General features: G+C 70.5%; 16 protein-coding genes and 1 pseudogene. 6 read left to right on the top strand and 11 right to left on the bottom strand.

Features of this window, described 5'->3' with window-relative positions; translation table 11 throughout:
- Positions 1–243: 243 nt before the first annotated feature.
- Positions 244–1,668: a YncE family protein gene (locus DEJ48_RS24050; RefSeq protein WP_223832184.1), complete on the top strand. Its 1,425-nt coding sequence runs from the start codon at positions 244–246 to the stop codon at positions 1,666–1,668.
- 216 nt (positions 1,669–1,884) lie between these two features.
- Positions 1,885–3,000, top strand: coding sequence for a GntR family transcriptional regulator (locus DEJ48_RS41100; protein ID WP_150218192.1), 1,116 nt, complete (start codon positions 1,885–1,887; stop codon positions 2,998–3,000).
- A 4-nt stretch (positions 3,001–3,004) separates the two neighbouring features.
- On the opposite strand, the gene DEJ48_RS24040 is transcribed toward DEJ48_RS41100, so the two are convergent.
- The 5 genes and pseudogenes from DEJ48_RS24040 to DEJ48_RS24020 all read right to left on the bottom strand — a co-directional run bounded on the left by DEJ48_RS24040 (position 3,005) and on the right by DEJ48_RS24020 (position 12,338).
- Positions 3,005–4,507: a hypothetical protein gene (locus DEJ48_RS24040; RefSeq protein ID WP_190537551.1), complete on the bottom strand. Its 1,503-nt coding sequence runs from the start codon at positions 4,505–4,507 to the stop codon at positions 3,005–3,007.
- Complete coding sequence (locus tag DEJ48_RS24035) at positions 4,491–5,018, bottom strand: GtrA family protein (RefSeq protein WP_223832183.1); 528 nt, start codon at positions 5,016–5,018, stop codon at positions 4,491–4,493. Before DEJ48_RS24035 ends, DEJ48_RS24040 begins: the two co-directional genes overlap by 17 nt.
- Positions 5,015–5,752, bottom strand: a complete 738-nt coding sequence (locus tag DEJ48_RS24030; RefSeq protein ID WP_150221355.1) for a polyprenol monophosphomannose synthase — start codon at positions 5,750–5,752, stop codon at positions 5,015–5,017. The genes DEJ48_RS24035 and DEJ48_RS24030 overlap by 4 nt, the downstream gene beginning before the upstream one ends.
- A 333-nt stretch (positions 5,753–6,085) precedes the next feature.
- Positions 6,086–7,162: pseudogene (locus DEJ48_RS24025) on the bottom strand (sugar phosphate nucleotidyltransferase); the annotation flags it as partial.
- Between the two features lie 229 nt (positions 7,163–7,391).
- A complete protein-coding gene (locus DEJ48_RS24020) occupies positions 7,392–12,338 on the bottom strand; it encodes an NAD-glutamate dehydrogenase (protein WP_150218188.1) in 4,947 nt (1,648 codons plus the stop codon).
- Between the two features lie 489 nt (positions 12,339–12,827).
- Here DEJ48_RS24020 and DEJ48_RS24015 point away from each other — a divergent pair, with 489 nt between their 5' ends.
- Positions 12,828–13,394, top strand: coding sequence for a DJ-1/PfpI family protein (locus DEJ48_RS24015; RefSeq protein ID WP_150218187.1), 567 nt, complete (start codon positions 12,828–12,830; stop codon positions 13,392–13,394).
- Positions 13,395–13,910: 516 nt separating this feature from the next.
- Here DEJ48_RS24015 and DEJ48_RS24010 read toward each other — a convergent pair.
- From DEJ48_RS24010 to DEJ48_RS24000, 3 genes are all read right to left on the bottom strand, one after another.
- The gene (locus tag DEJ48_RS24010; protein WP_150218185.1) at positions 13,911–16,208 is read right to left on the bottom strand and encodes an ATP-binding protein; all 2,298 of its coding nucleotides are present in this window, start codon (positions 16,206–16,208) and stop codon (positions 13,911–13,913) included.
- Between the two features lie 100 nt (positions 16,209–16,308).
- Complete coding sequence (locus DEJ48_RS24005) at positions 16,309–16,980, bottom strand: HAD family hydrolase (RefSeq protein WP_150218183.1); 672 nt, start codon at positions 16,978–16,980, stop codon at positions 16,309–16,311.
- Positions 16,981–17,363: 383 nt separating this feature from the next.
- Complete coding sequence (locus DEJ48_RS24000) at positions 17,364–17,873, bottom strand: DUF6912 family protein (RefSeq protein WP_150218182.1); 510 nt, start codon at positions 17,871–17,873, stop codon at positions 17,364–17,366.
- Positions 17,874–18,259: 386 nt separating this feature from the next.
- On the opposite strand from DEJ48_RS24000, the gene DEJ48_RS23995 reads away from it, so the two are divergent.
- Complete coding sequence (locus tag DEJ48_RS23995; protein WP_150218181.1) at positions 18,260–18,739, top strand: Rv3235 family protein; 480 nt, start codon at positions 18,260–18,262, stop codon at positions 18,737–18,739.
- Between the two features lie 130 nt (positions 18,740–18,869).
- On the opposite strand, the gene secA is transcribed toward DEJ48_RS23995, so the two are convergent.
- Positions 18,870–21,704 (bottom strand): preprotein translocase subunit SecA, encoded by a 2,835-nt coding sequence (secA, locus tag DEJ48_RS23990; protein WP_150218179.1) that lies wholly within the window; start codon positions 21,702–21,704, stop codon positions 18,870–18,872.
- Positions 21,705–21,927: 223 nt separating this feature from the next.
- On the opposite strand from secA, the gene DEJ48_RS23985 reads away from it, so the two are divergent.
- Together DEJ48_RS23985 and DEJ48_RS23980 are read left to right on the top strand one after the other, a co-directional pair.
- Complete coding sequence (locus DEJ48_RS23985) at positions 21,928–22,542, top strand: GNAT family N-acetyltransferase (protein WP_150218177.1); 615 nt, start codon at positions 21,928–21,930, stop codon at positions 22,540–22,542.
- A gap of 58 nt (positions 22,543–22,600) precedes the next feature.
- Complete coding sequence (locus DEJ48_RS23980) at positions 22,601–23,764, top strand: winged helix-turn-helix domain-containing protein (protein WP_150218176.1); 1,164 nt, start codon at positions 22,601–22,603, stop codon at positions 23,762–23,764.
- On the opposite strand, the gene DEJ48_RS23975 is transcribed toward DEJ48_RS23980, so the two are convergent.
- Together DEJ48_RS23975 and hpf are read right to left on the bottom strand one after the other, a co-directional pair.
- Complete coding sequence (locus DEJ48_RS23975) at positions 23,757–24,500, bottom strand: response regulator (protein WP_150184407.1); 744 nt, start codon at positions 24,498–24,500, stop codon at positions 23,757–23,759. The two genes, DEJ48_RS23980 and DEJ48_RS23975, sit on opposite strands and share 8 nt — an antisense overlap.
- A gap of 205 nt (positions 24,501–24,705) precedes the next feature.
- On the bottom strand, positions 24,706–25,398 hold the full coding sequence (gene hpf, locus DEJ48_RS23970; protein WP_385934739.1) for a ribosome hibernation-promoting factor, HPF/YfiA family: 693 nt from the start codon (positions 25,396–25,398) through the stop codon (positions 24,706–24,708).
- Positions 25,399–25,689: the final 291 nt, after the last annotated feature.

Raw genomic sequence — 25,689 nt, 5'->3', positions numbered from 1 at the left:
AGGATGCACGGCCGAATCGCTCCCCATAACCCAGGCAAAAGATGCGCTAGGCACCATATCTGACGGGTCGGGAGTCTCTGGAGTTACCTCCGGTCGCGGTGTCAAGCCGTCGTTTGGCCACCTTCTGACCGCATTCGGACAACGGTGGACTTTCGGCCCCCGGGTGGTTGAGGGGGCGAGAAGATTCCGGTCAGTCACGTCGCCGGGCACCGTCCGTGCGCACTCGCTGAAGGGGGAGTTCCGTTGACACCCGCACCCTCCAGACCCACCAGACCCACCAGAACCTCCGGGCGTCGCTTCCAGCGGCTCACGTCGCTGGCCGCCGGTGGCGCGCTCGCCCTGGCGGGCGTGGTGGCGCTCCCCGCGCCCGCGCGGGCCGCCGCAGGCCCCTCGGCCTACGTGGCCAACTTCCACGGCGACACGGTCTCGGTGGTCGACACGGAGACGAAAGCCATCACCGACACGATCACGGTCGGCAACAGCCCCGTGGGCGTGGCGATCGCGCCCGCCGCCGAGCAGGCCTACGTGACGAACTTCGACGAGGCCACGGTCTCGGTGATCGACACGGAGACCGACGCGGTGACGGCGACCGTCCCGGTCGGCAGCAACCCCCTGAACGTGGCGGTGACTCCGTCGGGGTCGCGCGCGTACGTGGCGAACAGCGGCGGGACGACGGTGTCGGTCATCGACACGGCGACGAACGCGGTCAGCGCCACGGTCCAGGTCGGGGAGGGACCGAATGGCGTGGCGATCAGCCCGTCCGGAGCGACGGCCTACGTCACGAACAACAACGACAACTCGGTGTCGGTGGTGGACACCGCGACGAACACGGTGAGTGCCACGATCCCGGTCGGGTCCGCCCCGGCGGGCGTGGCGGTCAACCCCGCCGGCACCACCGCCTACGTCACGAACAACAACTCCGACTCGGTCTCGGTCCTGGACACGGCCACGAATACGGTGACCGCCACGATCCCGGTCGGGGGCACCCCGAACAGCGTCACGTTCGCCCCGTCGGGGAGCAGGGCGTACGTCGCGGACCGTAGCAGCGGCGACGTGAAGGTGATCGACACGGCGAACCGTACGGTGACGGCCACCGTCGCGGTCGGCGACGGCCCGGTCAGGGTCGAGGCGGACCCGACCGGCGCCGCGGTCTACGCGGCGAACATCGAGGAAGACACGGTCTCGGTCATCGCCCCCGGAACGAACACGGTCACCGACACGATCTCCGGCTTCACGGGCCCGTACGGAATGGCGTTCACCGCGGCGCCGCCCGCCGCGCAGGCGGACATAGACGTCAACCTCACGGCCAAGCCCCACCTGAGCATCCTGGTCCCGTACCTCACGTACACCTTGTCGGCCGACAACAAGGGCCCCGCGACGGCCACATCGGCAACGGTGACGGCGAAGCTCCCGACGGGCGCGAGGGCGACGAACCTGTCCCCGGGCTGCACGACCTCGGGCACGACGGTGACGTGCACATACGGATCCATCCAGCCGAACGCGTCCACACCCAAGACCTTCCGAGTCCCCCTGCACCTGCTGACCCTGGGCCCGGTCAAGGTCACAGCGCAACGCACCGCCTCGGCCCCGACGGATCCCACCCCCGCCAACGACACGGCATCGGTGACCTGCACGGCAGTCTCCATCATCTTGGTCACCTGCCCGTAGCCCGACCCCTGCCGCGAGGGGGCGGCGCCACGTGGAGCCTGAGCACGAACGAACCACCACCCGCCACGTGCCCGCCCCCTCCCCAGCTCATCTCAGTGGGCAGAGACGACCTTGAAGACCAGCCACACGGTTTTGCCCTGATCAACACCTCCAGTTGCCCACACCCACTGTCACGGACCTCGACCCGAACGAGCTCGTCATCGACGGCGACCAAGGTTGCCCGCCATCCGCCTCCGGGAGGTCCCCGCCCCGGAGGCCGTCGCGGAGCTCCTCCGCGTCACGCCCGGCGACCCGGTCGTCGTACGGCGGCGGATCATCGAACTCGACGGAGAGCCCTGCGAGTTGACGGAAACGTACGATCCCGTCGCCATCGCGCGCGGCACGCCCCTCGCCGAGACGAAAAAGATCCGGGGTGGCGCGGTGACGCTGCTCGCCGAGCTCGGCCACATCGGCGTACACGTACGCGAGGACGTGACCGCACGCATGCCCGACGGCGACGAGCGCACAGCCCTGAACCTGGACCCGGCAGAGCCGGTCCTCCGACTGAACAGGGTCACGCTGGACGCCGGAGACCGTCCCATCCAGGCCGACATGATGGTCATGCCCGCGCACCGCCAACAGCTCCGTTACGAGATCATGAGCGGCGACCTTGTGCCGGGGTCGAAGCTGCCTTCGACCAACCAGCTCAAGGAGCGGTTCGAGGCGTCCAACGCCACCATTCAGAAGGCACTGCAACTCCTCAAAGAGGAAGGGCTCGTCATCGGACGGGCCGGAGCCGCGGTGACCGTGCGCGAGCACCGCCAGCGGACCATGCGCCCCGCGTCCTACATGGCACCCGCCCCGCCGGGAGAGCCCTACCGCTGGCTCACCGAGGCCACGAGGCACGGAGCGGCAGCGCACAGCACCTTGCTGAAAGTCGCGGAAGTCCGGCCACCGGCAGACGTCTCGGCCGCTCTGAACCTCGCCGCCGACGAGACCGCGCTGCTCCGGCAGCAGATCCTCACCATCGATGACGAACCGGTGGAACTGGTGAAGTCCTACTACCCGTTGGGCATCGCCCGCGGCACGGCCATCACGGGCAAGCGGAAGATCAAGGGTGGTACCCCGTCCCTTCTCGCCGAGCTCGGATACCCACCACGCCTGAGCGTGGACCGGGTGTCGGCGCGGGTCCCCACCCAGGAACAGTTCCAGGCCTTGCGACTCCCGAGCGACCTCCCTGTGCTGCGCACCCTGCGCGTCGTCCACAGTGACGACGACGTTCCGATCGAAGTCACGGTCATGGTCAAAGCCGGCCACCTCTACGAGATGCGGTACGAGTTCACACCGGAGTAACCCCTCAACCACCCACCACCTCGAACAGAACCTGCCCCCTAGGCCCCGTAGCCACCCGCCGCAGCGCGGGGTCGTCGGGACGCAGCCCGCCGTCCCCGGGGTACGACACGACCCACCGCACCCCGTACCTCCGCAGGATGTCGAGCCGTTCCGCGCGGGACGTGCCCGGTGCAAAGTAATCCCGTACCGCCGTCACCCGCTCCTCCTGGTCCGGCAGGAAGAAGTCCGGGTAGCCGGGGGCCACCGTGTAGGGGCCGTACGCCGGGATCTGGCGGGACGGGAACGTCTTCGCCATCACCACGTCGCCGTACCGCACCCGCGGGGTCAGCCAGTGGTAACCCGGCCACGGCGGCCGGTACTTGGCGGCGACGCCCGCCGGCAACGCATCGCGCGGCACCACATACCCGAGCGTCCCCGCCTGCGTCCACGCCCCGACGAGCAGCGCCGCGCCCAGCACCCCCGCGAAGACGCGCCGCACCCCGCTACGCCCCAACTCGAAGACTTCGAGCGCCGCCGCCAGCTGAGCCGGGATCAGGACCGCCGGCAGCACCCTGCCCCACGAGTAGTGGCCGGTCAGGCCGCCCGCCGCGAACACCACGGCGCCGAGGAGGAAGAAGAGGACGAGCGGGTCCCGGCGAAAGCGGCGCCAGCGCAGCACCAGCGCCGCGACCCCCACCAACGCCAGGCCGAAGTGCGGAAGCAGGTCACGGTAGAGCGAGCGGTGGATCTGCTCCAGGCCGCCGACCCCGAAGAGGCCGAAGAAGGAGTAGTACGGCCAGAGGGCCAGCACCACCGCCCCCAGCGTCACGCCACCCGCCAGCCGCACCAGCGTCACCCGCGACGGCCACGGCCGCGCCCCGAGCACCATCGCGAGGCCGCCGCACGACGCCACGACACCCGTGAACTGGTGACTGAGGAGAATCACCGCCCAGAGCAGGCCCAGGCCCAGGAAGGCCGGCCATCCACCCCCCGCTCCCCGCAGCGCCTTCCGCAGCAGCGCCCAGAAGTGGAAGGAGAGACCCAGCGCGAACGTACTGGGGTAGGAGATCGTCAGGGCGAGGGAGTTGAGCCCCGGGAACCCGCTCCAGTTGAACAGCGCCGGGCCCCAGAGCAGCACCAGGCAGAACAGCGCCAGAGCCGGCGCCGCCCGCCGCGCACTGAACGTACGTACTAGGTGAACCACCCCCGTCACCAGCAGACTCAGCCCCACCAGCGCCGCCACCCGCAGCACCACGAACGTGCCGAGCCCGGTCGCCTTGGCCAGGCAGCCGAGGAGCAGCATCCACGGGGAGTAGTACGGGCTCGGCGTGTCCGCGTCGACCAACGGGTTGCCCGGGTCGGCCAGGTGGTGGCGCAGGCGTTCGACCGTCGCCGCGTGGATGCCGAGGTCGCCCGCCCAGGGCAGGCGGACGATCACGAGGAGGAGCAGGACGAGGAGGAGCGAGACGAGGGCCGCCGGCGCCCATGCGGCGGCCCGGCGTATGACCGCGTTAGGAGCGACGCGCATCGTGCTGGAAGACCCACGTCCGGTAGACCAGGAAGCGGAACGCCGAGGCGAGGACGATCGACAGCGCCTTGGCGACGTTCGAGCCGAGCGGTCCGCTCATGCCCGCACCGTGATACGCCCCGTAGAACAGCAGGCTCTCCATCGCCACGCCGATCCCGCTGAAGGCGAAGAAGAGCGCGATCTGCCGCTTCGTGCGCGAGGCGCGGTCGCGGTACGCGAAGAAGCGGAAGCCGAGGTAGTTCGTGCCCATGGCCACGCAGCTGGCCAGCACCGTCGCCGTCATCGGGCCCGAGGACATGCCGTGCAGCAGGAGGTTGAAGACGACCAGGTTCACGGCCACGCCGCTGCCGCCGACGACCCCGAACTTCACGAGCTCCAGGAACAGCCTGCGCAGCCGGGCGACGGTGAGCCGGGGCGAAGGCGTGGACGCCGCGGGCGCGGGAGCGGCCTCAGGCGCCCTCGGGCCGGGCGGCGCGGCGTGCGGCGCCTCGTGCAGGGTCGACGGGCTCATCCGCGCACCCCCGCCCCGCGGCCACGCTCACCGGAACCCGCGTTCAGCCGCAGCTTCCACGGCATGACCACCGACTCCAGCTGCACCATGAGGCTCATCTTCGACTCGCCGACCGTGCGGTCCTCGAAGTGGATCGGTACCTCCATGACGTCGAAGCCGCGCCGCAGCGCCCGGTACTTCATCTCGACCTGGAAGCTGTAGCCCGCGCTGTCCACGGACGCGAGGTCGATCGCGCGCAGCGCGTCGGCGCGCCACAGGTTGAAGCCGCCCGTGATGTCACGGACGCGGGTGCCGAGGATCGTGCCCGCGTAGGCGTTGGCCCAGCGCGAGAGCAGTTTGCGGTGGGCGCCCCACGCGTCGGAGAGCGTGCCGCCCTGGACGTACCGGCTGCCGATGACGACACCCGCGTCCGTGGCGAGGGCGACGCCGAGCAGTTCGGCGGCCTTCTCCACGGGGTGGCTGCCGTCGGCGTCCATCTGGAGGACGTAGTGCGCGCCCTCGGCGACGGCCCGCGCCATGCCGGCGGCGTAGGCGCGGCCGAGGCCGTCCTTCTCGGTGCGGTGCAGGACGCTCATGCGGGCGCTGCCGTACCGCTCGGCGAAGCGTTCGGCGATCTGCCCGGTGCCGTCGGGGCTGGAGTCGTCGACGACGAGGAGGCGCAGGCCGGGCAGGGGGAGCGCCATGAGGGCCTCGGCCATGCCGGGCAGGTTGCCCGCCTCGTTGTACGTGGGCATGACGACGGTCAGCGGCGTCGCGGCCCACGCCTCGGGCAGCCGGGCGGCGAGGCTCTCGGACGGGTCGTTCTGCGCGACGTCGGGAGTGGTCTCGGGGAGGTTCACGGTCACTGCTCACAGCCCTTCGGTCGGTACGGCGTCCACACGGGAACCGGTCGGCGCGGCGCCGGTGGTACGGGAACGGGACCTCGTCGGCACGCCGCCTGTACGGGCCGATCCCGTCGACACGACACCGGCACCGGTACGAGCCGATCCCGCCGGCACAGCCCCGGCGCGGCCCCCAGCCCCTGTCGGCACGACACCGGTACCCGTACGAGGAGAGTCCGCCGGAACGTCCGGCGAGAACCGCACCGCCGCATCCGGCAGCACCGCCTCGCACCACACCCGCGCCCCGGTCCGCAGTTCGTTGTCGGCCCCCACTCGCGCCCCGTCCCCCACGACCGCACCGTGCAGGACGGTGCGTCGGCCGATGCGGGCGCCCGCACCGACCAGGCTCAGCCGGACGTCGGCCCCGGCACCGACCTCCGCGCCGTCGAGCACGACCGAGCCGTGCACGACCGCTCCCGCCCCGATCCGGGCCCCCGCGCCCACGACGGTCCCCTCGGCGAGGACGGCGTCCCCGGCGACCTCCGCGCCGGGCAGGACGAGGGACTCGCCCCGCTCCCCCGGCAGCGCGGACGACTCGATGACTCCGCGTACGAGATCGGCCGACGCCTGGACGAGGGCCTCGGGGCGGCCCAGGTCCAGCCAGTACGCGTTCTCGACCTTCCCGTACAGGTACGCGCCCCGCGCGAGCAGCGCGGGAAAGGTCTCCCGCTCCACCGAGACCACCCGCCCCCGCGGAATCTCGTCGATCACGGACCTGCGGAAGACGTACGCCCCCGCGTTGATCTGGTCCGTGACGATCTCCTCGGGCGTCGTCGGCTTCTCGGTGAACGCGAGGACGCGTCCGTCGTCGTCGGTCGGCACGAGCCCGAAGGCGCGGGGGTCGTCGACGCGGGCGAGATGGAGCGTGACGTCGGCGTCGCGGCGCACGTGCGTGTCGACGAGGTCGCGGATGTCGAGCCCACTGAGGATGTCCCCGTTGAACACCAGGACAGGTTCAACGTCCCCGCACCGCAGCCGCGCCGCCGCGTTGCGGATGGCGCCACCCGTGCCGAGGGGCTCGTCCTCGACGACGTACTCCAGTTCCAGGCCGTACGCCGATCCGTCGCCGAAGTGCGGTTCGAAGACCTCGGCGAGATAGCAGGTGGCCATCACGACGTGGTCGACGCCGGCGGCGGCGAGACGGGCGAGCTGGTGCGCGAGGAAGGGCACACCGGCCGCCGGGACCATCGGCTTCGGCGTGTGGACGGTCACCGGCCGCAGCCGGGTGCCTTGCCCGCCGACCAGCAGAATGGCTTCGGTCATCGCCTCGTCGGACCTTCCCTGTGCATCGGATCTCGTACCGCCATCAGACAATCTCACCCACCTTAGACCAAATGTCTTAATTGATGAGATATGGCGAGTCATGGGGAATGTCATCACCCGTTCCGCGCCCCCGGAAGCAACCATTCCGCCCACCCGGCACTCCGGGGTACACACAGGGGCGCCCCGGGCCAGACAAGGCCCGGGGCGCCCCTGTGTCACCTACCAGAAACTACGAGTGCGTGCGCAGCAACGTCCGCATCGTCCGCATCGCCACCGACAGGTTCGCCAGGTCGAACGCGTCCGAGCTCTGGATCTCCTCCAGCGTCGACCGCGCCCGGCTGAGGATCGGCGCGTTCTTCTCCTCCCACGCCTTGAACCGCTGCTCCGGCGTGGACTGGCCGTTGCCCGCCGCGAGGACGTCCGCCGTCAGCGCCGCGTGCGCCGCGTACAGGTCCTCGCGGATGGAGGCGCGCGCCATGGACTGCCAGCGGTCGGCCCGCGGCAGCTCGATGATGCGGTCCATGAGCTGCGTGATGCGGAGCCGGTCGGCGAGGTCGTAGTAGACCTCGGCGACCGCCATCGGCTCCTTGCCGGTCCGGTCGGCGACCGCGACGATGTCGAGCGCGGGGAAGGCGGAGGAGAACCCGGCGACGCGCCGCGCCAGCTCCTCCGGCACGCCCACCTCGGTCAGCTCGTCGCGGATGCCCTCGTACCACTCCAGGTCGGAGCCGCGGAGCAGCTGCGGCAGCTCGTCCCAGACCTCCGTGACGCCCTTGCTGAAGAACCCGATGGTCTCGGCGAGCTGAAGCGGCTGCGGGCGGTTGTTGAGCAGCCAGCGCGAGCCGCGCTCCACCAGGCGCCGCGAGTGGAGCCGGATGCGGGTCTGGACGTCGGCGGCCACGACGTTGTCGAGCGCCTCGACCTCGTCCCACACCTCGCCGAGGCCGAAGATCTCACGGGCCGCCATCTGCGCCCGCACGATCTCCTCCAGCGAGGCGCCCGTCTCCTCCCGCAGGCGGTGCAGGAAGGTCGAACCGCCGCTGTTGACGGTGTCGTTGACGAGGACCGTGGTGACGATCTCGCGGCGCAGCGCGTGGCCGTCGATCTGCTCGGGGAACCTCTCGTGGAGCGCCTTCGGGAAGTACGCGTGCAGCAGGCGCTGCAGGTACGGGTCGTCGGGCAGCGTCGTCTGGATCAGCTCGTCCGCGGCCGTGATCTTCGTGTAGGCGAGGAGCACGGCGAGCTCGGGCTGGGACAGGCCCCGGCTGCCGTTGAGCAGCTCGCGGATCTGCCGGTCGTTGGGCAGGAACTCCAGGCCGCGGTCGAGGTGGCCCTGCTTGCCGAGCCTGCGCATGAACCGCTGGTGGGCGTGGAGCAGGGACGGCGACTGGAAGACGGCGTTGGCCAGGGCGGTGTTCTGCGCGTAGTTGTTGCGCAGGACCAGGTGCCCGACCTCGTCGGTCATCTCGGCGAGGAGCTTGTTGCGCTGCTTGACCGTCATGTCGCCGTTGGCGACGACCGCGTTGAGCAGGATCTTGATGTTCACCTCGTGGTCGGAGGTGTCCACGCCCGCGCTGTTGTCGATGGCGTCGGTGTTGATGCGGCCGCCGGAGCGCGCGAACTCGATGCGGCCCAGCTGGGTCAGACCGAGGTTGCCGCCCTCGCCGACGACCTTGACGCGCAGGTCCTGGCCGTCCACGCGGATCGCGTCGTTGGCCTTGTCGCCGACGTCCGCGTTCGACTCGGCGGACGACTTCACGTACGTACCGATGCCGCCGTTCCACAGCAGGTCGACCGGCGCCTGGAGGATGGTCTTCATCAGGTCGGCCGGGGTCATCTTGGCGATCTTGCCCTCGATGCCGAGCGCCTCGCGGATCTGGGCGTTGAGCTGGATCGCCTTGGCGCTGCGCGGGAAGATCCCGCCGCCCGCGGAGAGCAGCTCCTTGTCGTAGTCGGCCCAGGAGGAGCGGGGCAGCTCGAAGAGGCGGCGGCGCTCGGCGTACGAGGTGGCGGCGTCCGGCTTCGGGTCGATGAAGATGTGCCGGTGGTCGAAGGCCGCGACGAGGCGGATGTGCTCGGAGAGCAGCATGCCGTTGCCGAACACGTCGCCGGACATGTCGCCGACGCCGACGACGGTGAAGTCCTCGGACTGGGTGTCGCAGCCGAGTTCGCGGAAGTGCCGCTTCACGGACTCCCAGGCGCCGCGGGCGGTGATGCCCATGCCCTTGTGGTCGTACCCGGCGCTGCCGCCGGAGGCGAAGGCGTCGCCCAGCCAGAAGTTGTACGACTCGGCGACCTGGTTGGCGATGTCGGAGAACGTCGCCGTGCCCTTGTCGGCCGCGACGACGAGGTAGGTGTCGTCCTCGTCGTGCCGGACGACGTCCGCCGGGGGCACGACCTCGCCGGCCACCAGGTTGTCGGTGATGTCGAGCAGCGCGGAGATGAACGTCTTGTAGCAGGCGACGCCCTCGGCCAGCCACGCGTCGCGGTCCACGGACGGGTCGGGCAGCTGCTTGGCGACGAAGCCGCCCTTGGCGCCGACGGGCACGATGACGGTGTTCTTCACCATCTGCGCCTTCACGAGACCCAGGATCTCGGTCCGGAAGTCTTCCTTCCGGTCGGACCAGCGCAGACCGCCGCGCGCGACCTTGCCGAAGCGCAGGTGGACGCCCTCGACGCGGGGCGAGTACACCCAGATCTCGTACGCGGGACGGGGCGCGGGCAGGTCGGGGATGGCCTGCGGGTCGAACTTCATGGAGACGTAGTTGTGGGACTTGCCGCCCTCCGCCTCCTGGAAGAAGTTCGTGCGCAGCGTCGCCTTGATGACGGTGAGGAAGGACCGCAGGATCCTGTCCTCGTCCAGGGACGCGACCTGGTCCAGGGCGCCGTCCAGCTCCTCGAGGAGCCCGTCGGTCAGCTCGGTCCCGGCCCGCTGGCGGTCCGGCGACATGCGCGCCTCGAAGAGCGAGACGAGCAGCCGGGTGGTGTGGACGTTGTTGCGGAGGGTGTCCTCCATGTAGTCCTGGCTGAACGTGGCACCGGCCTGGCGCAGGTACTTCGCGTAGGCCCGCAGGACCATCGCCTGACGCCAGTTGAGTCCGGCCCGCAGCACCAACGAGTTGAACCCGTCGACCTCGGCCTCACCGGTCCAGGCGGCGGCGAAGGCCTCCTGGAAGCGCTCGCGGCCGTCGTCGCCGAGGTAGTCGCCGTTGCCGTTCTGCGACTTGGGCAGCCGGAGCCCGAAGTCGTAGATCCACGCGTTCGTCCGGTCCGAGCAGCGCAGTTCGTACGGACGCTCGTCGGTGACCTCGACGCCGAGGCGCTGGAGCACCGGCAGGACCGCGGAGAGCGAGACCTGGCCGCCCGCGCGGTAGATCTTGAAGCGCCGCTCGCCGGGGGCGGCGCCCACCGGCTCGTACAGGGAGAGCGCGAAGTCCTTGTCGCCCTGGGTGAGCTGCTCCAGGTGCTGGAGGTCGGCGACGGCGGCGCGCGGCGTGTGGTCGGCCTTGTACCCCTCGGGGAAGGCACCCCCGTACTGGCGAAGCAGCTCGGCGGCGCGCTCCTCGCCGCACTCGGCGGTCAGCGCCTCCGCGAAGCCGTCGGCCCAGGAACGGGCGGCGTCGACGAGCCGGGCCTCGATGCGGTCGGTGTCGGCGTCGGAGAGGTCGGGGACCTCGGCGCCCTTCGGCACCCGGACCACGAAGTGGATGCGGGAGAGGATCGACTCCGTGTTCCAGGCGGTGAAGTCGACGCTGGCGCCGTTCAGCTCCTCCTTGAGGATGTCGATGATCCGCAGGCGGACGCCGGTGGTGTAGCGGTCGCGCGGCAGGTAGACGAGGGCGGAGTAGTAACGCCCGTACTCGTCCTTGCGCAGGTAGAGCCGCAGCCGCCGCCGCTCCTGCAGATAGAGGACACTCGTCACGATGGACCGCAGCTCATCGGCGGGCGTCTGGAAGAGCTCGTCGCGCGGGTAGGTCTCCAGGATCTGGAGCAGGTCGCGGCCGTCGTGGCTGTTGGCCGAGAACCCCGCGCCCTTGAGCACCTCGGCGACCTTGCGGCGGATGACGGGGACGCGCCGCACGGACTCGGTGTACGCGGCGGACGAGAAGAGCCCGAGGAAGCGCCGCTCCCCGACCACGTTCCCCTCGGCGTCGAACTTCTTCACGCCGACGTAGTCGAGGTAGCTGGGCCGGTGGACGGTGGCCCGGCTGTTGGCCTTGGTCAGCACCAGGAGGCGGTGCTCGCGGGCCTTCGCGCGCGCGTCGGCGGGCAGCCGGTTGAAGGACGGGCTCACCGGGTGGTGGTCGTCGCCGTCGTGCTGCGGGTCGGCGCGCAGGATGCCGAGGCCGGTGCCGGGGACGGCGGCGAGGGAGTCGTCCTCCGTGAGGTTGTACTCACGGAAGCCGAGGAACGTGAAGTGGTTGTCGGCGAGCCAGCGCAGCAGCTCGCGGGCCTCCTCGACCTCCTGGTCGGGCAGGTCGCCCGCGGTGGGCTCGGCGGGCAGCTCGTCGGCGATGCGCAGCGCGGCGTCGCGCATCTTCTCCCAGTCCTCGACGGTCTCCCGTACGTCACTGAGGATGCGCAGCAGATCGGCGGTGATCTGCTTCAGGTCCGCGCGGTCGGTCTCGCGGTCCATCTCGACGTGGATCCACGACTCGACGAGCGCGTCGTGCGGCAGCTCGGCACCGGCCTCGCGGCTCAGCACCTCCAGGAGCTTTCCGGTCACGTCGCGACGCACCACGACCTGCGGGTGGATGACGACGTGGATGCCGCGGCCCTGGCGGGACAGCTCATTGGTGACGGAGTCGACGAGGAAGGGCATGTCGTCGGTGACCACCTCGACGACGGAGTGGCTGCAGGTCCAGCCGATCTCCTCGACCGTCGGGGTGTGGACCCGCACGTTCGCCGTCCCCTGGGGGCGGTCCTCGGCGAGCCGGTAGTGGGAGACGGCGGCTCCGAAGACGTCGACCGGGTCGCGGTCCGCCAGGTCCTCGGGGGCGGTGTGCAGGTAGTAGCGCTGGAGGAACGCGAGAGCCGTGTCCTGATCCGGCGTGGCCTCGCTCGTCGTCCCAGTCGGTGCACCGCTCGGTAGGCGCCCCCCGACCGGGCTGTTCTCAGCTACCCGGGCGGCCCGCGCGAGCAGCTCGGCCTTGGCTTCGTCCAGCTTGGTCTGCATTGTCCTCTGACTCCTGTCGCGCGCCGTTGCGTGACGTAGAAGGTGATGTGCCGTAACGCCGCGGCACGGGGTCTCCGGCCGGATTCGACGTTATGCCGCGGTGAGGGAAGAGCGGACAGCTTTCCGCCATTTTCAGCGGTTCCACTGACAGATGGCCCGCCCGGCCCGCTCGGCCGGTCCGGCCGCACCGCGAGGAAGCGTCAGCGAGCGCCCGGGCACGGTTGTCCACCGTTCTCCCCGGGCGCAGGACGGGGGCACCTATGCCCCCGCGGGATATCGCGCTGATCACGGGTCAAGGCTATCGCTCCGGACCGGGGAGCCGTCATGAGCCGTATGTGTACAAAAGCGGGCCCCGAACTTTGACACTCTGCACAGTGCCGTCAGCCATCACCACCCTCATGCCCCTCTTGGCAAAGAGCCACCGCGCGGGCACGTTGGCCCTGAGGGTCCGCGCAGGCGGCCCCCGCCCTCCGAGGGGAGCGCATCGAAATGACTGCCAAGATCCTGATAGTGACCGGCGACGCAGCCGAGTCACTGGAAGTCCTCTACCCCTACCAACGGCTCCGCGAAGAGGGTTACGACGTCCACATCGCGGCCCCGGCCCGCAAGACCCTGCGCTTCGTGGTCCATGACTTCGAGCCGGGCTTCGACACGTACACGGAGAAGCCGGGGTACACCTGGCCCGCGGACCTCGCCTTCGCCGAGGTCGATCCCGGCCAGTACGCCGCTCTGGTGATCCCGGGCGGCCGGGCCCCCGAGTACCTGCGCAACGACCCGGAGCTGCGCAAGATCCTCAAGTCGTTCTTCGACGCGGACAAGCCGGTGGCCCAGATCTGCCACGGCCCGCTCCTCACGGCGGCGATCGGCGGCCTGAGCGGCCGCAGGGTCACGGCGTATCCCGCCCTGGAGATCGACATGCAGACAGCCGGCGCGACGTTCCAGGACGCGGAGGCGGTGGTGGACGGCACGCTGGTCTCGGCGCGCGCGTGGCCGGACCACTCGGGCTGGATGCGGGAGTTCCTCACGGTGCTGAGGGCGAAGGCACCGGTGACGTGACGTGACGTGACCGGAGAGGACGGCCGCCCCACCGCAGCCACACTCGCCGGCCACATCCGGACGATGACCCTCCGCTAGGTATACGGAGCGGGGGCGCCGACGGCAGCCGCGGCAGACATCGGTATGCGGATCCTCGCGCATACCGATGCGGGGCGACGCCCGTACCGGGCAGGCTCTTGTCCCGCGCCGCCACTCGGGCCACCCGGCCCGACACCCGGCCAAGCGGGCCCCTGCCCTTGTCGGCGAGGGCAGGCCCCGCCCCCCCGGCCCCGGACCCCGGCCGGCTTAAGACACCCTGTGAGCGCCCGGGCCCCGGCGCCCCGGCAAACCCCACCCGCCCCCACAGGGCGTCGCGGGGCAAACGGGCCCCTACTCCCACAGGACGTCGCGGGGCAAACGGGTTCCTACTCCCGCGGAACGTCGCGGGGCAAACGGGTGGCCGGGCGGGAAAAAACCCGCCGCGAAGCGGCGGCACAGAACCCCACCCCCAAGCGGCACCGCCCCCTGAAAGTCCCCTCAAGGCGCCCCGCCAGAAACCGCCTGGGCAACCTCCGTACGCGACCCCACCCCCAACTTCGCCAGAATGTGCTCGACGTGCGCGTCCGCCGTCCGCTTCGAGATGACGAGCCGCTCGGCGATCTCCCGGTTCGACAGCCCCTGCGCGACCAGCGCAGCGACTTCCCGCTCCCGCCGGGTCAGCACGGCCCGCCCCGCGCCCGCCCCCGGAGCAGCCGGTCCCAGCGCCCCCGGGCCGGGCGTCTCCGCGTCCTCCCGGACGGCCTCCAGCACCTGCCGCCCAGACAGCCGAGCCCCCACCGCGTGCCACCGGTCGAACTGCCTGCCGCCCAACGCCTCCCGCACGGACTTCCGCGCGGCTTCCTGCTGCTCGAGGAGGGACGGCAGCATCCCGATCGGGTCCCCGCCCAGCCGCCGCGCGTTCTCCGCGTACCCGAACAGCCACGCGGCCCGCACCTGCCGACCCTCGTACGCCGCCGCCCACGCAAGCCCGTGGCAGCACATCGCGGCCACCAGGACCTCGTCGACCTCCCCGGCCGCCTCCATCCCCCGGCGCAGCGAGGCGACCCCCGCCTGCCGCTCCCCCGCGAGCCACCGCACGAGCCCCTGCGCCATCAGCGTGGACCCGTACACCTGCCGCTCGCCCGTGCCCTCCAGTAGACGCAACCCCTGCTCGCACAGCTCCAGCGCGCCACCCGTGTCCCCGAGAACGGCCCGCAGCAGCGCGGCCTCATAGCTCATCACCACGAGTCCCAGCCGGTTGTCGCTCTCGGCCATCCGTCGCCGCACGTCCGCGAGCCGCTCCAGCCCTTCCTCGTCGCCGCACAGCGCCGCGAGCCCGTGCGCGTACCCCTCGGCGAACTGCGCGACCTGCTCGTCGCCCGCCCGCTCCGCCGCCTCCCGCGCCAGCGCCATCCGCTCCACCGCGGTCGCGAGGTCCGCGGTCCAGACCCCGAACGCGCCGGTCGCCAGCAGCCCCCAGGCACGCGCCGAACAGTCCTCGGGAACCCGCTCGAGCCCCTTCTCGATCCAGTACCCGCCCTCCGAGAGCGTCCCGGAGGCCCGCCAGTGCGGCCAGAGCCGCGCCGCGAGCCGGAGCCCTTCGCGCGCCCGCCCGTCCGTCTCGTACGCGTACTCAAGAGCGGCCCGCAGCCCCGCCACCTCCGCGCGGACAGCGCGATGCAACCCGGGCTGACCGGCCCCCAACAACCCCTCCTCGAAGCGCCGCCCCAGATCCCGGTAGTACGCGAAGTGCCGCGCTCGAAGCGCGGCACCTCCGTCGGCCTCCACGGCTTCGAGGCGTTCCGCCCCGTACTCCCGCAGCGTGTCGAGGAGCCGGTACCGGCTCCCGGACTCCCCGAGCCGCTGCACCACGGACTTGTCGACGAGCCCGATGAGCAGCCCGAGAACCTCCCCCACAGGCAGGGCATCGTCTCCGCAGACCTGCTCGGCGGCCCCCAACTCGAAGGACCCGGCGAAAACGGACAGCCGCGCCCACAGCACCTGCTCCTCCGGCGTGCACAGGTCGTGCGACCAGTCGATGGCGGTACGCAAGGTCTGGTGCCGTGACAGAGCGGTGCGCCGCCCGCCCGTCAGCACCTGGAACCGATCATCGAGGCGCGCCGCCAGCTCCTCCATGGAGACGGCCCGCAGCCGCACCGCCGCGAGCTCCAGAGCGAGCGGAATACAGTCCAGCCGGTGCACCAGCGCCACCAGCCGCTCCCGGTTCGCCTCGCTCACCCGGAACCCGGGCACGACGGAGGCGGCACGCTGCGCGAACAGCTCCACCGCGTCCTCGGGCGCGAGCGGCGAGACGGGACAACAGTGCTCTCCAGGCACGTCCAGCGGCTGCCGGCTGGTGGCGAGCACACACACGTCGGCGGCCTCGCGCAGCAGGATGTCGGAGAGCATCGCGCACGCGTCGACGAGGTGCTCGCAGGTGTCGAGCACGATGAGCAGCCGCCGCCCCTGCAAGTGCGCGACCACCGCGTCGAGGGGCGCCATCCCCGACTGCTCGGGCAGTTCGAGAACGGCGGCAAGCGTCGCCGGAATGAGCTCCGGGTCCCGCAGCGCGGACAGTTCCGCCAGCCACACCCCGTCGGGAAACCGCTCCCCGAGCCCCGCGGCGGCCCGCAGCGCGGTACGGCTCTTGCCGACCCCGCCCGGCCCCACCAGCGTGACGAGCCGCGCGTACCCGAACGCCGCCTGCACCTGCGTCAGTTCATCCACCCGGCCGACGAACGAGGTCAATTCTGCGGGGAGTTGCCCGCCCCTCCGCTGCCCGAAGCCGAAACCCATCGCGAAACCGCCCCCGTCACGTCGTCCCGCCAGGCCGAGGATTCCACCTCAGCGTACGCAGAACAGCGCGGAGCGTAGGCGGAAATCCCCGCAACCACCCTCAGGCGACGAGCCGTTCGGCCACGTCGACGGCGTCCGCAAGACTGTCGACGACGGGCACCCCGGCCAGCTCCAGACTGGCCCGGCTGTGCGACCCCCCGGTGTACAGCACGGCCTGCGCCCCCACGTGCTCGGCGGCCACGGCATCGTCGACCGCGTCCCCAACCACAACAACGCGCCGCACGTCCACAGCCTCACTCAGGGCATCCAGATGCCGCACCATCCGCTCGGCCTTGCCGTCGTGCGACTCGTCCGTCCGCCCGTCGATCCGCACGAAGTACTCGTGGATCCCGTGCCGACGCACGATCGGGACCAGGTGCTCGTGCGGAGCGAGCGACAGCAACGACTGCGTGCGCCCGGCGCTCTGCCGCCCGGCCAACAGCTCGGCAGCTCCCTCGGCGAGACCGCAGACCTCGGCCCGTGCCCAGTAGTGCTTGTGGAAGACGGCGTCCATGACCCGCCACTCGGCGTCGGTGGGCAGCCGCCCCATGAGCCGCTCGTAGAACCGGGGGATCGGCACGCAGTACAGGTCGCGATACCGCTCCAAGGTGATCGCCTCGAGCCCGAGCTCCGCGAACGAGGCGTTGGTCGCCTCGATCACCGCATGAATGTCATGCAGCAAGGTCCCGTTCCAGTCCCACACGATGTGCGCCCCGCGCAGCAGCTTCCCCATCCCCAGAACCTACCCATCCCGCCCCGACCCCCCGCAACCGAGATAGGAGGCACCCGCCGAAGACGAACCCGGAACATGAGGCCCCCCGGCCCGCACCCACGCACGAGACGGGAGGGGACGCGGGGGTATGTGCGCACGGAGCACCGAGCACACAGTGGCGCCCGGAACCATCGGACCGCGCCGCAGGGATGGCGAGTACGGACATGCCCCCGTGGCCCCGCCCCCACAACCGAGCCCCAGACGAACCCAGCCCAAGGCGCCCCCGCCCGGAAACGCACCCACAACCGAGCCCCAAGCGAACCCAGCCCAAGGCGCCCCCGCCCGAAAACGCACCCCCAGACGGACCGAAGGCGCAGACCCCCGCCCAAGTCCCCCGTCGACGCTCAGCCGGTGATCAGCCCGGGAATCTCCTGCGTGGCGAACCAGAGCAGCTCATGATCCTCGACCCCGTCCACCACGAACCGCGCGTCATCGTCGCCCTGATCCGCCGCCCCCAGCGCGGAAGCAGCCGCCGCCACGTCCCCCTCCGCGTCCCCGGAGTCCACGTGCACGGCCGCCGCCTTGGCCAACGGCAGCGCGGAGGCGATCCGCACCTCGCCGAGCGCCTCGCGGTCGAGCCCGCGGTCGGGGTCGGCCACGGCCGCCCCGTCGGGCACGTCCGCCGCGACGACCACCCGCCGCCGCGCCGCCCCCGGATCCCCCGCGATCAGCCGCAACGACGCGGCCGCCGCACGGTTCAACGCCGCGTACTCGAGCTCCTCGATGTCGTCCGACACGTACCACTCCCGCAGCGCGGGGGTCACGGCGTAGGCGACCAGCGGCCCGGGCCCCAACTCCCCCGCCTCGTGCGCCTCGGCGAGCCGGGGCAGGGTCAGAGGAACGTAGACGCGCATGGCTGACCGCTTTCGTCGGTGTCCGCACGCGGGCGGATCAGGTGGCTCGGAAGACCCCCAGGATACGTGCGGGAGTCCCCCATCGAGCTCCCCACCCACGCGGCTCGGCCGTCAACAGACGCCCCACACCCTCACCCGGCGCACCCCCGCGCTCCCAAGCGCCAGGACCCCCCGCACCCCCCGGATAGGTGAACCCCCGCCCCACCCCCACGCACGCCCCGCACCCCTTGCCACCCGCCCCTTGCGGCCCGTACAAGGTTCCCCAACAAAAGTTACCAACCGGTACGAGCACCCCGGCCACGCGATCACTCGGCCACCCGGCCGCTCGACCACCCGGCCCCCGGCCCCGGCCCCGGCCCCGGCCCCGGCAGAGCAAAGAGGCACCCATGCGCAAGGTGATGACAAGGCCCCGCCCCCGCCCGACGACAACCCGCCCGCCCGGAGGCCGCCCGCCGACCCGAAAGGACTCCCGCACCACGCCCCGCACGGGCCCCACCCCGAAAGCCGTCACCACCACATCCCGCCCGATCCCGGCCCAGCCGCCCCCACACCCGACGGAGATCTTCGCGGAGCGCCTCGTCCTGGTCCTCAGCGGCCAGCGTCCGATGCACTGGGTGGCCCGCCACATCGCCAACACGGCGTTCGACGAGCTGGCGCGCCTGGCGGAGCTGAGGCCGCTCTGCACGGACGGCCACCGCCCCACGATCCACCGCATCGGCCACTACCAGCCGCAACCCGAGACGTACGAAGTGTTCGCCCGCATCGCGACGGGCCCGAGACTGCGCGCGCTGGCGTTCCGCCTGACGCTGGGGGCGGACAGAAAATGGCGCTGCACAGCAGTGGAAACAGAACAGCCCCACGCTTAGCCGTACCCGATCACGCAACGCAAGAGGGGCCGGACAAAAGCCCAGCCCCTCCGCTCACATCACAGCACCGGCGACAGCCCCCGGCCCAGCGACAGCAACGTCACCGTCACCATCACCGTCACGGGCGCGCCTACTTCTTGCGCCGCCGCCCGCCCTTCTGAGCCTTGCGCCGCTCCGCCCGAGTCATCCCGTCCGCCTCGGACCGAACCTCGGAGCCGTCCGTGACGAAGTCGCCCTCGTCGACCCCACCCTCGGCATTGGGCGCCTGGAAGTGCAGGCGGTCGGGCCGCTGGGGAGCCTCGAGGCCCTTCGCGTGGATCTCCGGCCGGGAGCCCGCCCCCGCGGGAACCGCGTCCTGGACGCCGTCCTTCGTGAGCGAGGGAGCCGCGTCGTCGACGGGGACTTCCTCGACCTGCTGCTCGACCTGGACCTCCAGGTTGAACAGGTAGCCGACGGACTCCTCCTTGATGCCTTCCATCATGGCGTTGAACATGTCGAAGCCCTCGCGCTGGTACTCGACCAGCGGGTCCTTCTGCGCCATGGCACGGAGGCCGATGCCCTCCTGGAGGTAGTCCATCTCGTACAGGTGCTCACGCCACTTGCGGTCCAGGACGGAGAGAACGACACGCCGCTCCAGCTCACGCATGATGTCGGAGCCGAGCTGCGCCTCACGCGCCTCGTACTGCTCGTGGATGTCTTCCTTGATGGACTCGGAGATGAACTCGGCGGTGAGGCCCGCACGGTCGCCCGCGTCCTCCTCGAGCTCCTCCACGGTGACCTTGACGGGGTAGAGCTGCTTGAACGCGCCCCACAGCCGGTCGACGTCCCACTCCTCGGCGAAGCCCTCCGCGGTCTCCGCGGAGATGTACGCGTCGATGGTGTCGTCCATGAAGTGCGTGATCTGCTCCTGCAGATCCTCGCCCTCCAGCACGCGCCGCCGCTCCCCGTAGATGACCTCGCGCTGCCGGTTGAGGACCTCGTCGTACTTGAGGACGTTCTTACGCGTCTCGAAGTTCTGCTGCTCGACCTGCGACTGCGCCGACGCGATCGCGCGCGTCACCATCTTGTTCTCGATCGGCACGTCGTCCGGCACGTTGGCCATGGACATCACGCGCTCGACCATCTGGGCCTTGAAGAGGCGCATCAGGTCGTCGCCCAGCGACAGGTAGAACCGCGACTCGCCGGGGTCGCCCTGACGGCCGGAACGACCGCGCAGCTGGTTGTCGATACGACGCGACTCGTGCCGCTCCGTGCCGAGCACGTACAGCCCGCCGAGCTCCTTGACCTCTTCGAACTCCGCCTTGACGGACCGCTCGGCCTTCTCCAGGGCGGCGGGCAGCGCCGCGGCCCACTCCTCGACGTGCTCGACCGGGTCGAGGCCGCGCTGGCGCAGCTCCGCCTCGGCGAGGTCGTCGGGGTTGCCGCCGAGCTTGATGTCGGTGCCTCGACCGGCCATGTTCGTGGCGACGGTGACGGCGCCCTTGCGGCCGGCCTGGGCGACGATCGTCGCCTCACGGTCGTGCTGCTTCGCGTTCAGCACTTCGTGCTGGATGCCGCGCTTCGACAGCTGCTGGGAGAGGTACTCCGACTTCTCCACGGAGGTGGTGCCGACCAGGATCGGCTGGCCCTTCTCGTGCTTCTCCGCGATGTCGTCGACGACGGCGGCGAACTTCGCGACCTCGGTGCGGTAGATCAGGTCGGACTGGTCGGCGCGGACCATGGGCCGGTTCGTCGGGATCGGCACGACGCCCAGCTTGTAGATCTGGTGGAACTCGGCGGCCTCGGTCATGGCCGTACCGGTCATGCCGGAGAGGCCGCTGTCGTAGCCGTCGCGCTTGTAGAGACGGAAGAAGTTCTGGAGGGTGATGGTCGCAAGGGTCTGGTTCTCGTCCTTGATGTCCACCCCTTCCTTCGCCTCGATCGCCTGGTGCATGCCCTCGTTGTAGCGGCGGCCGGCGAGGATACGGCCGGTGTGCTCGTCGACAATCATGACTTCGCCGTCGATGACGACGTAGTCCTTGTCCTTCTTGAAGAGTTCCTTCGCCTTGATGGCGTTGTTCAGGTAACCCACCAGAGGCGTGTTCACCGACTCGTAGAGGTTGTCGATGCCGAGCCAGTCCTCGACCTTGCCGACGCCGGACTCGTGGATGGCGACGGTGCGCTTCTTCTCGTCGACCTCGTAGTCCCCGGTCTCCTCGATGCCCTTGAGCTGGTTGCCGGGCTCACCCTTGGTGAGGCGGGTGACCAGCTTGGCGAAGTCGCCGTACCACTTGGTGGCCTGGTCGGCGGGGCCGGAGATGATCAGCGGCGTTCGGGCCTCGTCGACGAGGATCGAGTCGACCTCGTCGACGATCGCGAAGTTGTGGCCGCGCTGGACGAGCTCGTCCTGCGACCAGGCCATGTTGTCTCGGAGGTAGTCGAAGCCGAACTCGTTGTTCGTGCCGTACGTGATGTCGCAGGCGTACTGCTCGCGGCGCTGGGCCGGCGTCATGTTCGCCAGGATGCAGCCGACCTGCAGCCCCAGGAACTTGTGGACGCGGCCCATCATCTCGGAGTCGCGCTCGGCCAGGTAGTCGTTGACCGTGATCAGGTGGACGCCCTTGCCGGACAGGGCGTTCAGGTACGCGGGGAGGGTACCGACGAGGGTCTTGCCCTCACCGGTCTTCATCTCCGCGACATAGCCCATGTGCAGCGCGGCGCCGCCCATCATCTGGACGTCGTAGTGCCGCTGGCCGAGGACGCGCTTGGCGGCCTCGCGGACCGTCGCGAAGGCCTCGGGCAGCAGGTCGTCGAGCGTCTCGCCGTCGGCGTAACGCTCCTTGTACTCCTGGGTCAGCGCGCGCAGCTCGGCGTCGGAGAGGCTGACGAAGTCCTCTTCGATGGAGTTGACCTGGTCCGCGATGCGGTGCAGCTTGCGCAGGATCTTGCCTTCGCCTGCACGCATGATCTTCGAGAGGACGGACACGGGGGTTGGTCTCCTTGCCGGTCGGGCCTGGCATGGTCGGTTTTACTCGTCGGGCAACGGCCATCGTATGCGAGGACCGGGCCGCGCCGGGAGGTGTGCCATGAGGTCAACGGACGAGGAGTGCCGAAGGTGCCGGGTTGGACCCGTGAGTGCCTCGTGCGAGGTGATCACGAAAGCCGGTAAAACGCTGGATCGGGACGCTCCGCCCCAGCAGAATCGATTGATGGAGCCCGTCACTCTCACCACCGAACGTCTGTTCCTGCGCGCTTTCGCGCCCGAGGACATCGACGAGACCTACGCGGCCTGCCAGGACCCGGACATCCAGCGCTGGACGACCATCCCGTCGCCGTACACGCGCGTGGACGCCGACACCTTCGTCCACCGCGTGGTCCCGGACGACTGGCGCGCCGACGTGGAGTACACCTTCGCCGTACGCCCCAGGGAGGGCGGCCCGCTGCTCGCCGCCGCCAGCCTGCACCACCCGCGCTCGGGCACCTGGGAGGTCGGTTACTGGACCGCCAAGGAGCACCGGGGCCGCGGCTACATGACGGAGACGGTGCTCGCCCTCGCCCGCTGGGCGTTCACGGAGCTGCGCTGCACCCGCCTTGAGTGGCGCGCGGAGGTCGGCAACACCGGTTCGCGGGCCGTCGTGGAGAGGGCCGGGTTCACGATGGAAGGCGTGCACCGCGCGGGCCTGCTCAACAAGGGCACGCTCCGTGACTGCTGGGTCGGCTCGCTCCTCCCCTCGGACATCGGCATGCGCTCGCCGCACCCGTACCTGCCCGCGAGGGACCTGCCGGAGCGGGCGCTGCCGGAGCGGGCGGGCGGGACCGGCTGAACGGGCGCGGAGGTCTCGGGGAGTCCGACTGTCAGTGTCTCCCCCTATCGTTCGGACCATGACGAGCCTGCCGAGTCCCGCCATCGACCTCTCCGCCGACGAGGCCCGCCGGATCGCCCTGCGCGCGCAGGGCTTCCTGGGCGCGCCCGACCGCAGGTCCGGCGTGCGGGGCGTGCTGCGCCACCTCGGCGCGGTGCAGCTCGACACGATCTCGGTCCTGGCCCGCTCCCACGAACTCATTCCGTACGCACGGCTGGGCGCCGTCGGCCGCGACACGGTGGAGGCGGCGTACTGGACGGAGACCCACGCCTTCGAGTACTGGTCGCACGCCGCGTGCATCCTCCCCATCGAGGAGTGGCCGCACTTCGCCTTCCGCCGCCGCGCCTACCGCACCCGCCCGCACTGGCACCACGACCTGCCCTCGGGGGCGTACGACCAGGTCATCAAGCAGCTGCGCGCCGAAGGCCCGCTGACCGCGACGGAGTTGGGCGGCGCGAAGAACAAGGGCGAGTGGTGGGACTGGTCCGAGTCGAAGATCGCGGTCGAGCGCGCTCTGATGTACGGCGAGGTGGTGTGCACGGAGCGCCGCTCATGGAAGCGGGTGTACGACCTGGCGGAGCGTGCCGTCCCGGACGCGCTGCTCCACGACGACCTGGACGACGCGGAGTGCCTGCGCCGGCTGGTCCGTCTCGCGGGCGAGGCGCTGGGGGTCGGCACGCGCGCGGACATCGCGGACTACCACCGCCTCAAGGGCGAGCAGTTCGACGCGGTGGTCGCGGATTCGGGTCTGGTGCCGGTGACGGTGCGGGGCTGGGACAAGCCGGCCTGGGCGGACCCGAAGGCCCTGGAGACGACGCCGCGCGGCCGCCACCGCACGACGCTGCTCTCACCCTTCGACTCGCTGATCTGGGAGCGGGCGCGCACGGAGCGGATCTTCGGCTTCACCCACCGCCTGGAGGCGTACGTGCCCAAGCCGAAGCGGATCCACGGCTATTTCGCGATGCCGCTGCTCGCCGGCGGGAGGCTCCTCGGCCGGGTCGATCCCGCGCGTGAGGGCAGCACGCTGGTGGCCAGGCAGGTGTCTCTGGACTCTCCGAAGGCGGTCGCGCCGATGGCGCAGGCGCTGCGGGAAGCGGCGTCCTGGGTGGGCTGCGACGCCGTACGGGTGGAGCGCGTCGACCGCCCCGAACTGACGGCCGACCTGGTGCGGGCTCTCACCTGATCTCGAGGATCTTCTCCCGCATCGCGTAGACCACGGCCTCCATCCTGGAGTGCAGCTGCAGCTTCTCCAGGATGTTGCGCACGTGGTTCTTCACGGTGTTCTCGGAGATGAACAGCTCCTTGGCGATGTCCCGGTTGTTCATCCCGGTGGCGACGAGCTTCAGCACTTCGAGCTCCCGGTCGGTCAGCCGGGGCGCGGGGACGAGCCGCCGCTCGTCCGTGCGCTGGATCATCGACTTGAACTCGGTGAGCAGCTTGGACGCCATCGAGGGGCTGATCTGCGACTGCCCGTCGGCCACCGCGCGGATCGCCGTGGCCACCTCGTCGGTGGAGATCTCCTTCAGGAGGTAACCGGTCGCACCCGCCTTGATCGCGTCGTACAGGTCGGCTTCCTCGTCGCTGATCGTCAGCATGATGATCTTCGCGCTGGGCGCCACCTCCTTGATGGAGGTGCACGCCTCGATGCCGCCGCGCTTCGGCATGCGCACGTCCATGAGCACGATGTCGGGCAGCAGATCCGCGGCCTTGTCCACCGCCTCCGCGCCGTCGCCGGCCTCCCCGACGACCTGGATGTCCTCCTCGGCGGCGAGAACGATCTCCAGCCCCCGGCGGAAGAGGGCGTGGTCATCCACCACAAGGACCCTGATGGGCTCCTTGCGCGGGGCGCCCGCGTCCGTGCCGATGCCGGTGCCGTCCCCGGCACCCTCGTGACGCATCGGTCCGAAGCTGTCCGCCATCGTTCCTCCCCCATGAAGGCCCGTGGCCTGTTGTGCCTCTGCTGCGCCAACGCCAGGCGGCAGCACACCGGTTGACCGGCTCGCCCATGATTTCATGCCCGGCGCCGGTGCGGTGCGCGCAGTGGGCGCACGGTGGTGCCCCTGGGGGCGCACAGGCGCTCCAGGGGCATCACCACGGTGGTCATGGAGGGGGTGGTCGGCGCTGTCAGCCGCCGAGGGCCCCGCCTCCGCCGCCCGTCTCGGCCTTGGCGACCATGGGGTCGGTGTTCAGGCGGATGACGCCGTAGTCGTACGCGTGCCGTCGGTAGACGACGCTGGGTTCCTTGGACTCGGAGTCGACGAACAAGTAGAAGTCGTGTCCGACCAGTTCCATCTCGTAGAGCGCCTGGTCGAGCGACATGGGGGCCGCGACGTGCGTCTTCTCGCGGACCACGAGGGGGCCTTCGCCCTGGATCTCCAGGGAGCCGATCCTCTTGACCGGCACGCCGTCCGGCTCTTCCTCACGTACGACGGTGCCGTCTCCGTTGAGCGTCGCCGCGTCCGGCACACGCTCGGCCACTTCGGCGGCCGAAATCCTGCCGTTGCCGCGCCGGTTGTGACGCTTCTCGTGCTGCTTGCGCAGTCGCGCGTCGAGCTTGGCGGTGGCCAGGTCGAGCGCCGCGTAGGGATCTGTCGCCGAGGCCTCCGCGCGGATCACGGGCCCGCGCCCGCGGAGGGTGATCTCCACTCGGTCGGAACGGTCGGCCTGTCGCGGGTTGGTTTCCTTGGACACCTCGACGTCGAGGCTGATCACCTTGCCGTCGAGCTTCTGGATCTTGTCCAGCTTCAGCTTCTCGGCCACGTGCTTGCGGAACCGCTCGGGCACCTCGGTCTTGCGGCCCTTGACGACGATGTCCACGCAGAACTCCGTTCCCGGATCGCCCCGCTTCGGCTGCGGAGCATCTCCCTTTTGCACCAGACTCCGGTGACTCCCGGAGCCTCGGACTAGGTGACGTCCACCTCCTCCTCCCCCGCGGGGAAGATCTCCACCCCACCGGCCCGGGTGATTGCGGAAATCCCGCGGACCGGCATTCCGATATACGAGGTCCGGCGTTCGCCTTTCCTCATACAACCGAACATATCTCGCCTGGGCGGATGACGTCACCCTCTACTGACGCATACCTCCATTCAGGTGTATCAACCCTCTCAC

The sequence above is a fragment of the Streptomyces venezuelae genome, assembly GCF_008642315.1.
Lineage (GTDB): Bacteria > Actinomycetota > Actinomycetes > Streptomycetales > Streptomycetaceae > Streptomyces > Streptomyces venezuelae_D.
The sequence above is the reverse complement of the archived record's forward strand: the minus strand, read 5'-3'. Positions and strand labels throughout refer to the sequence as shown.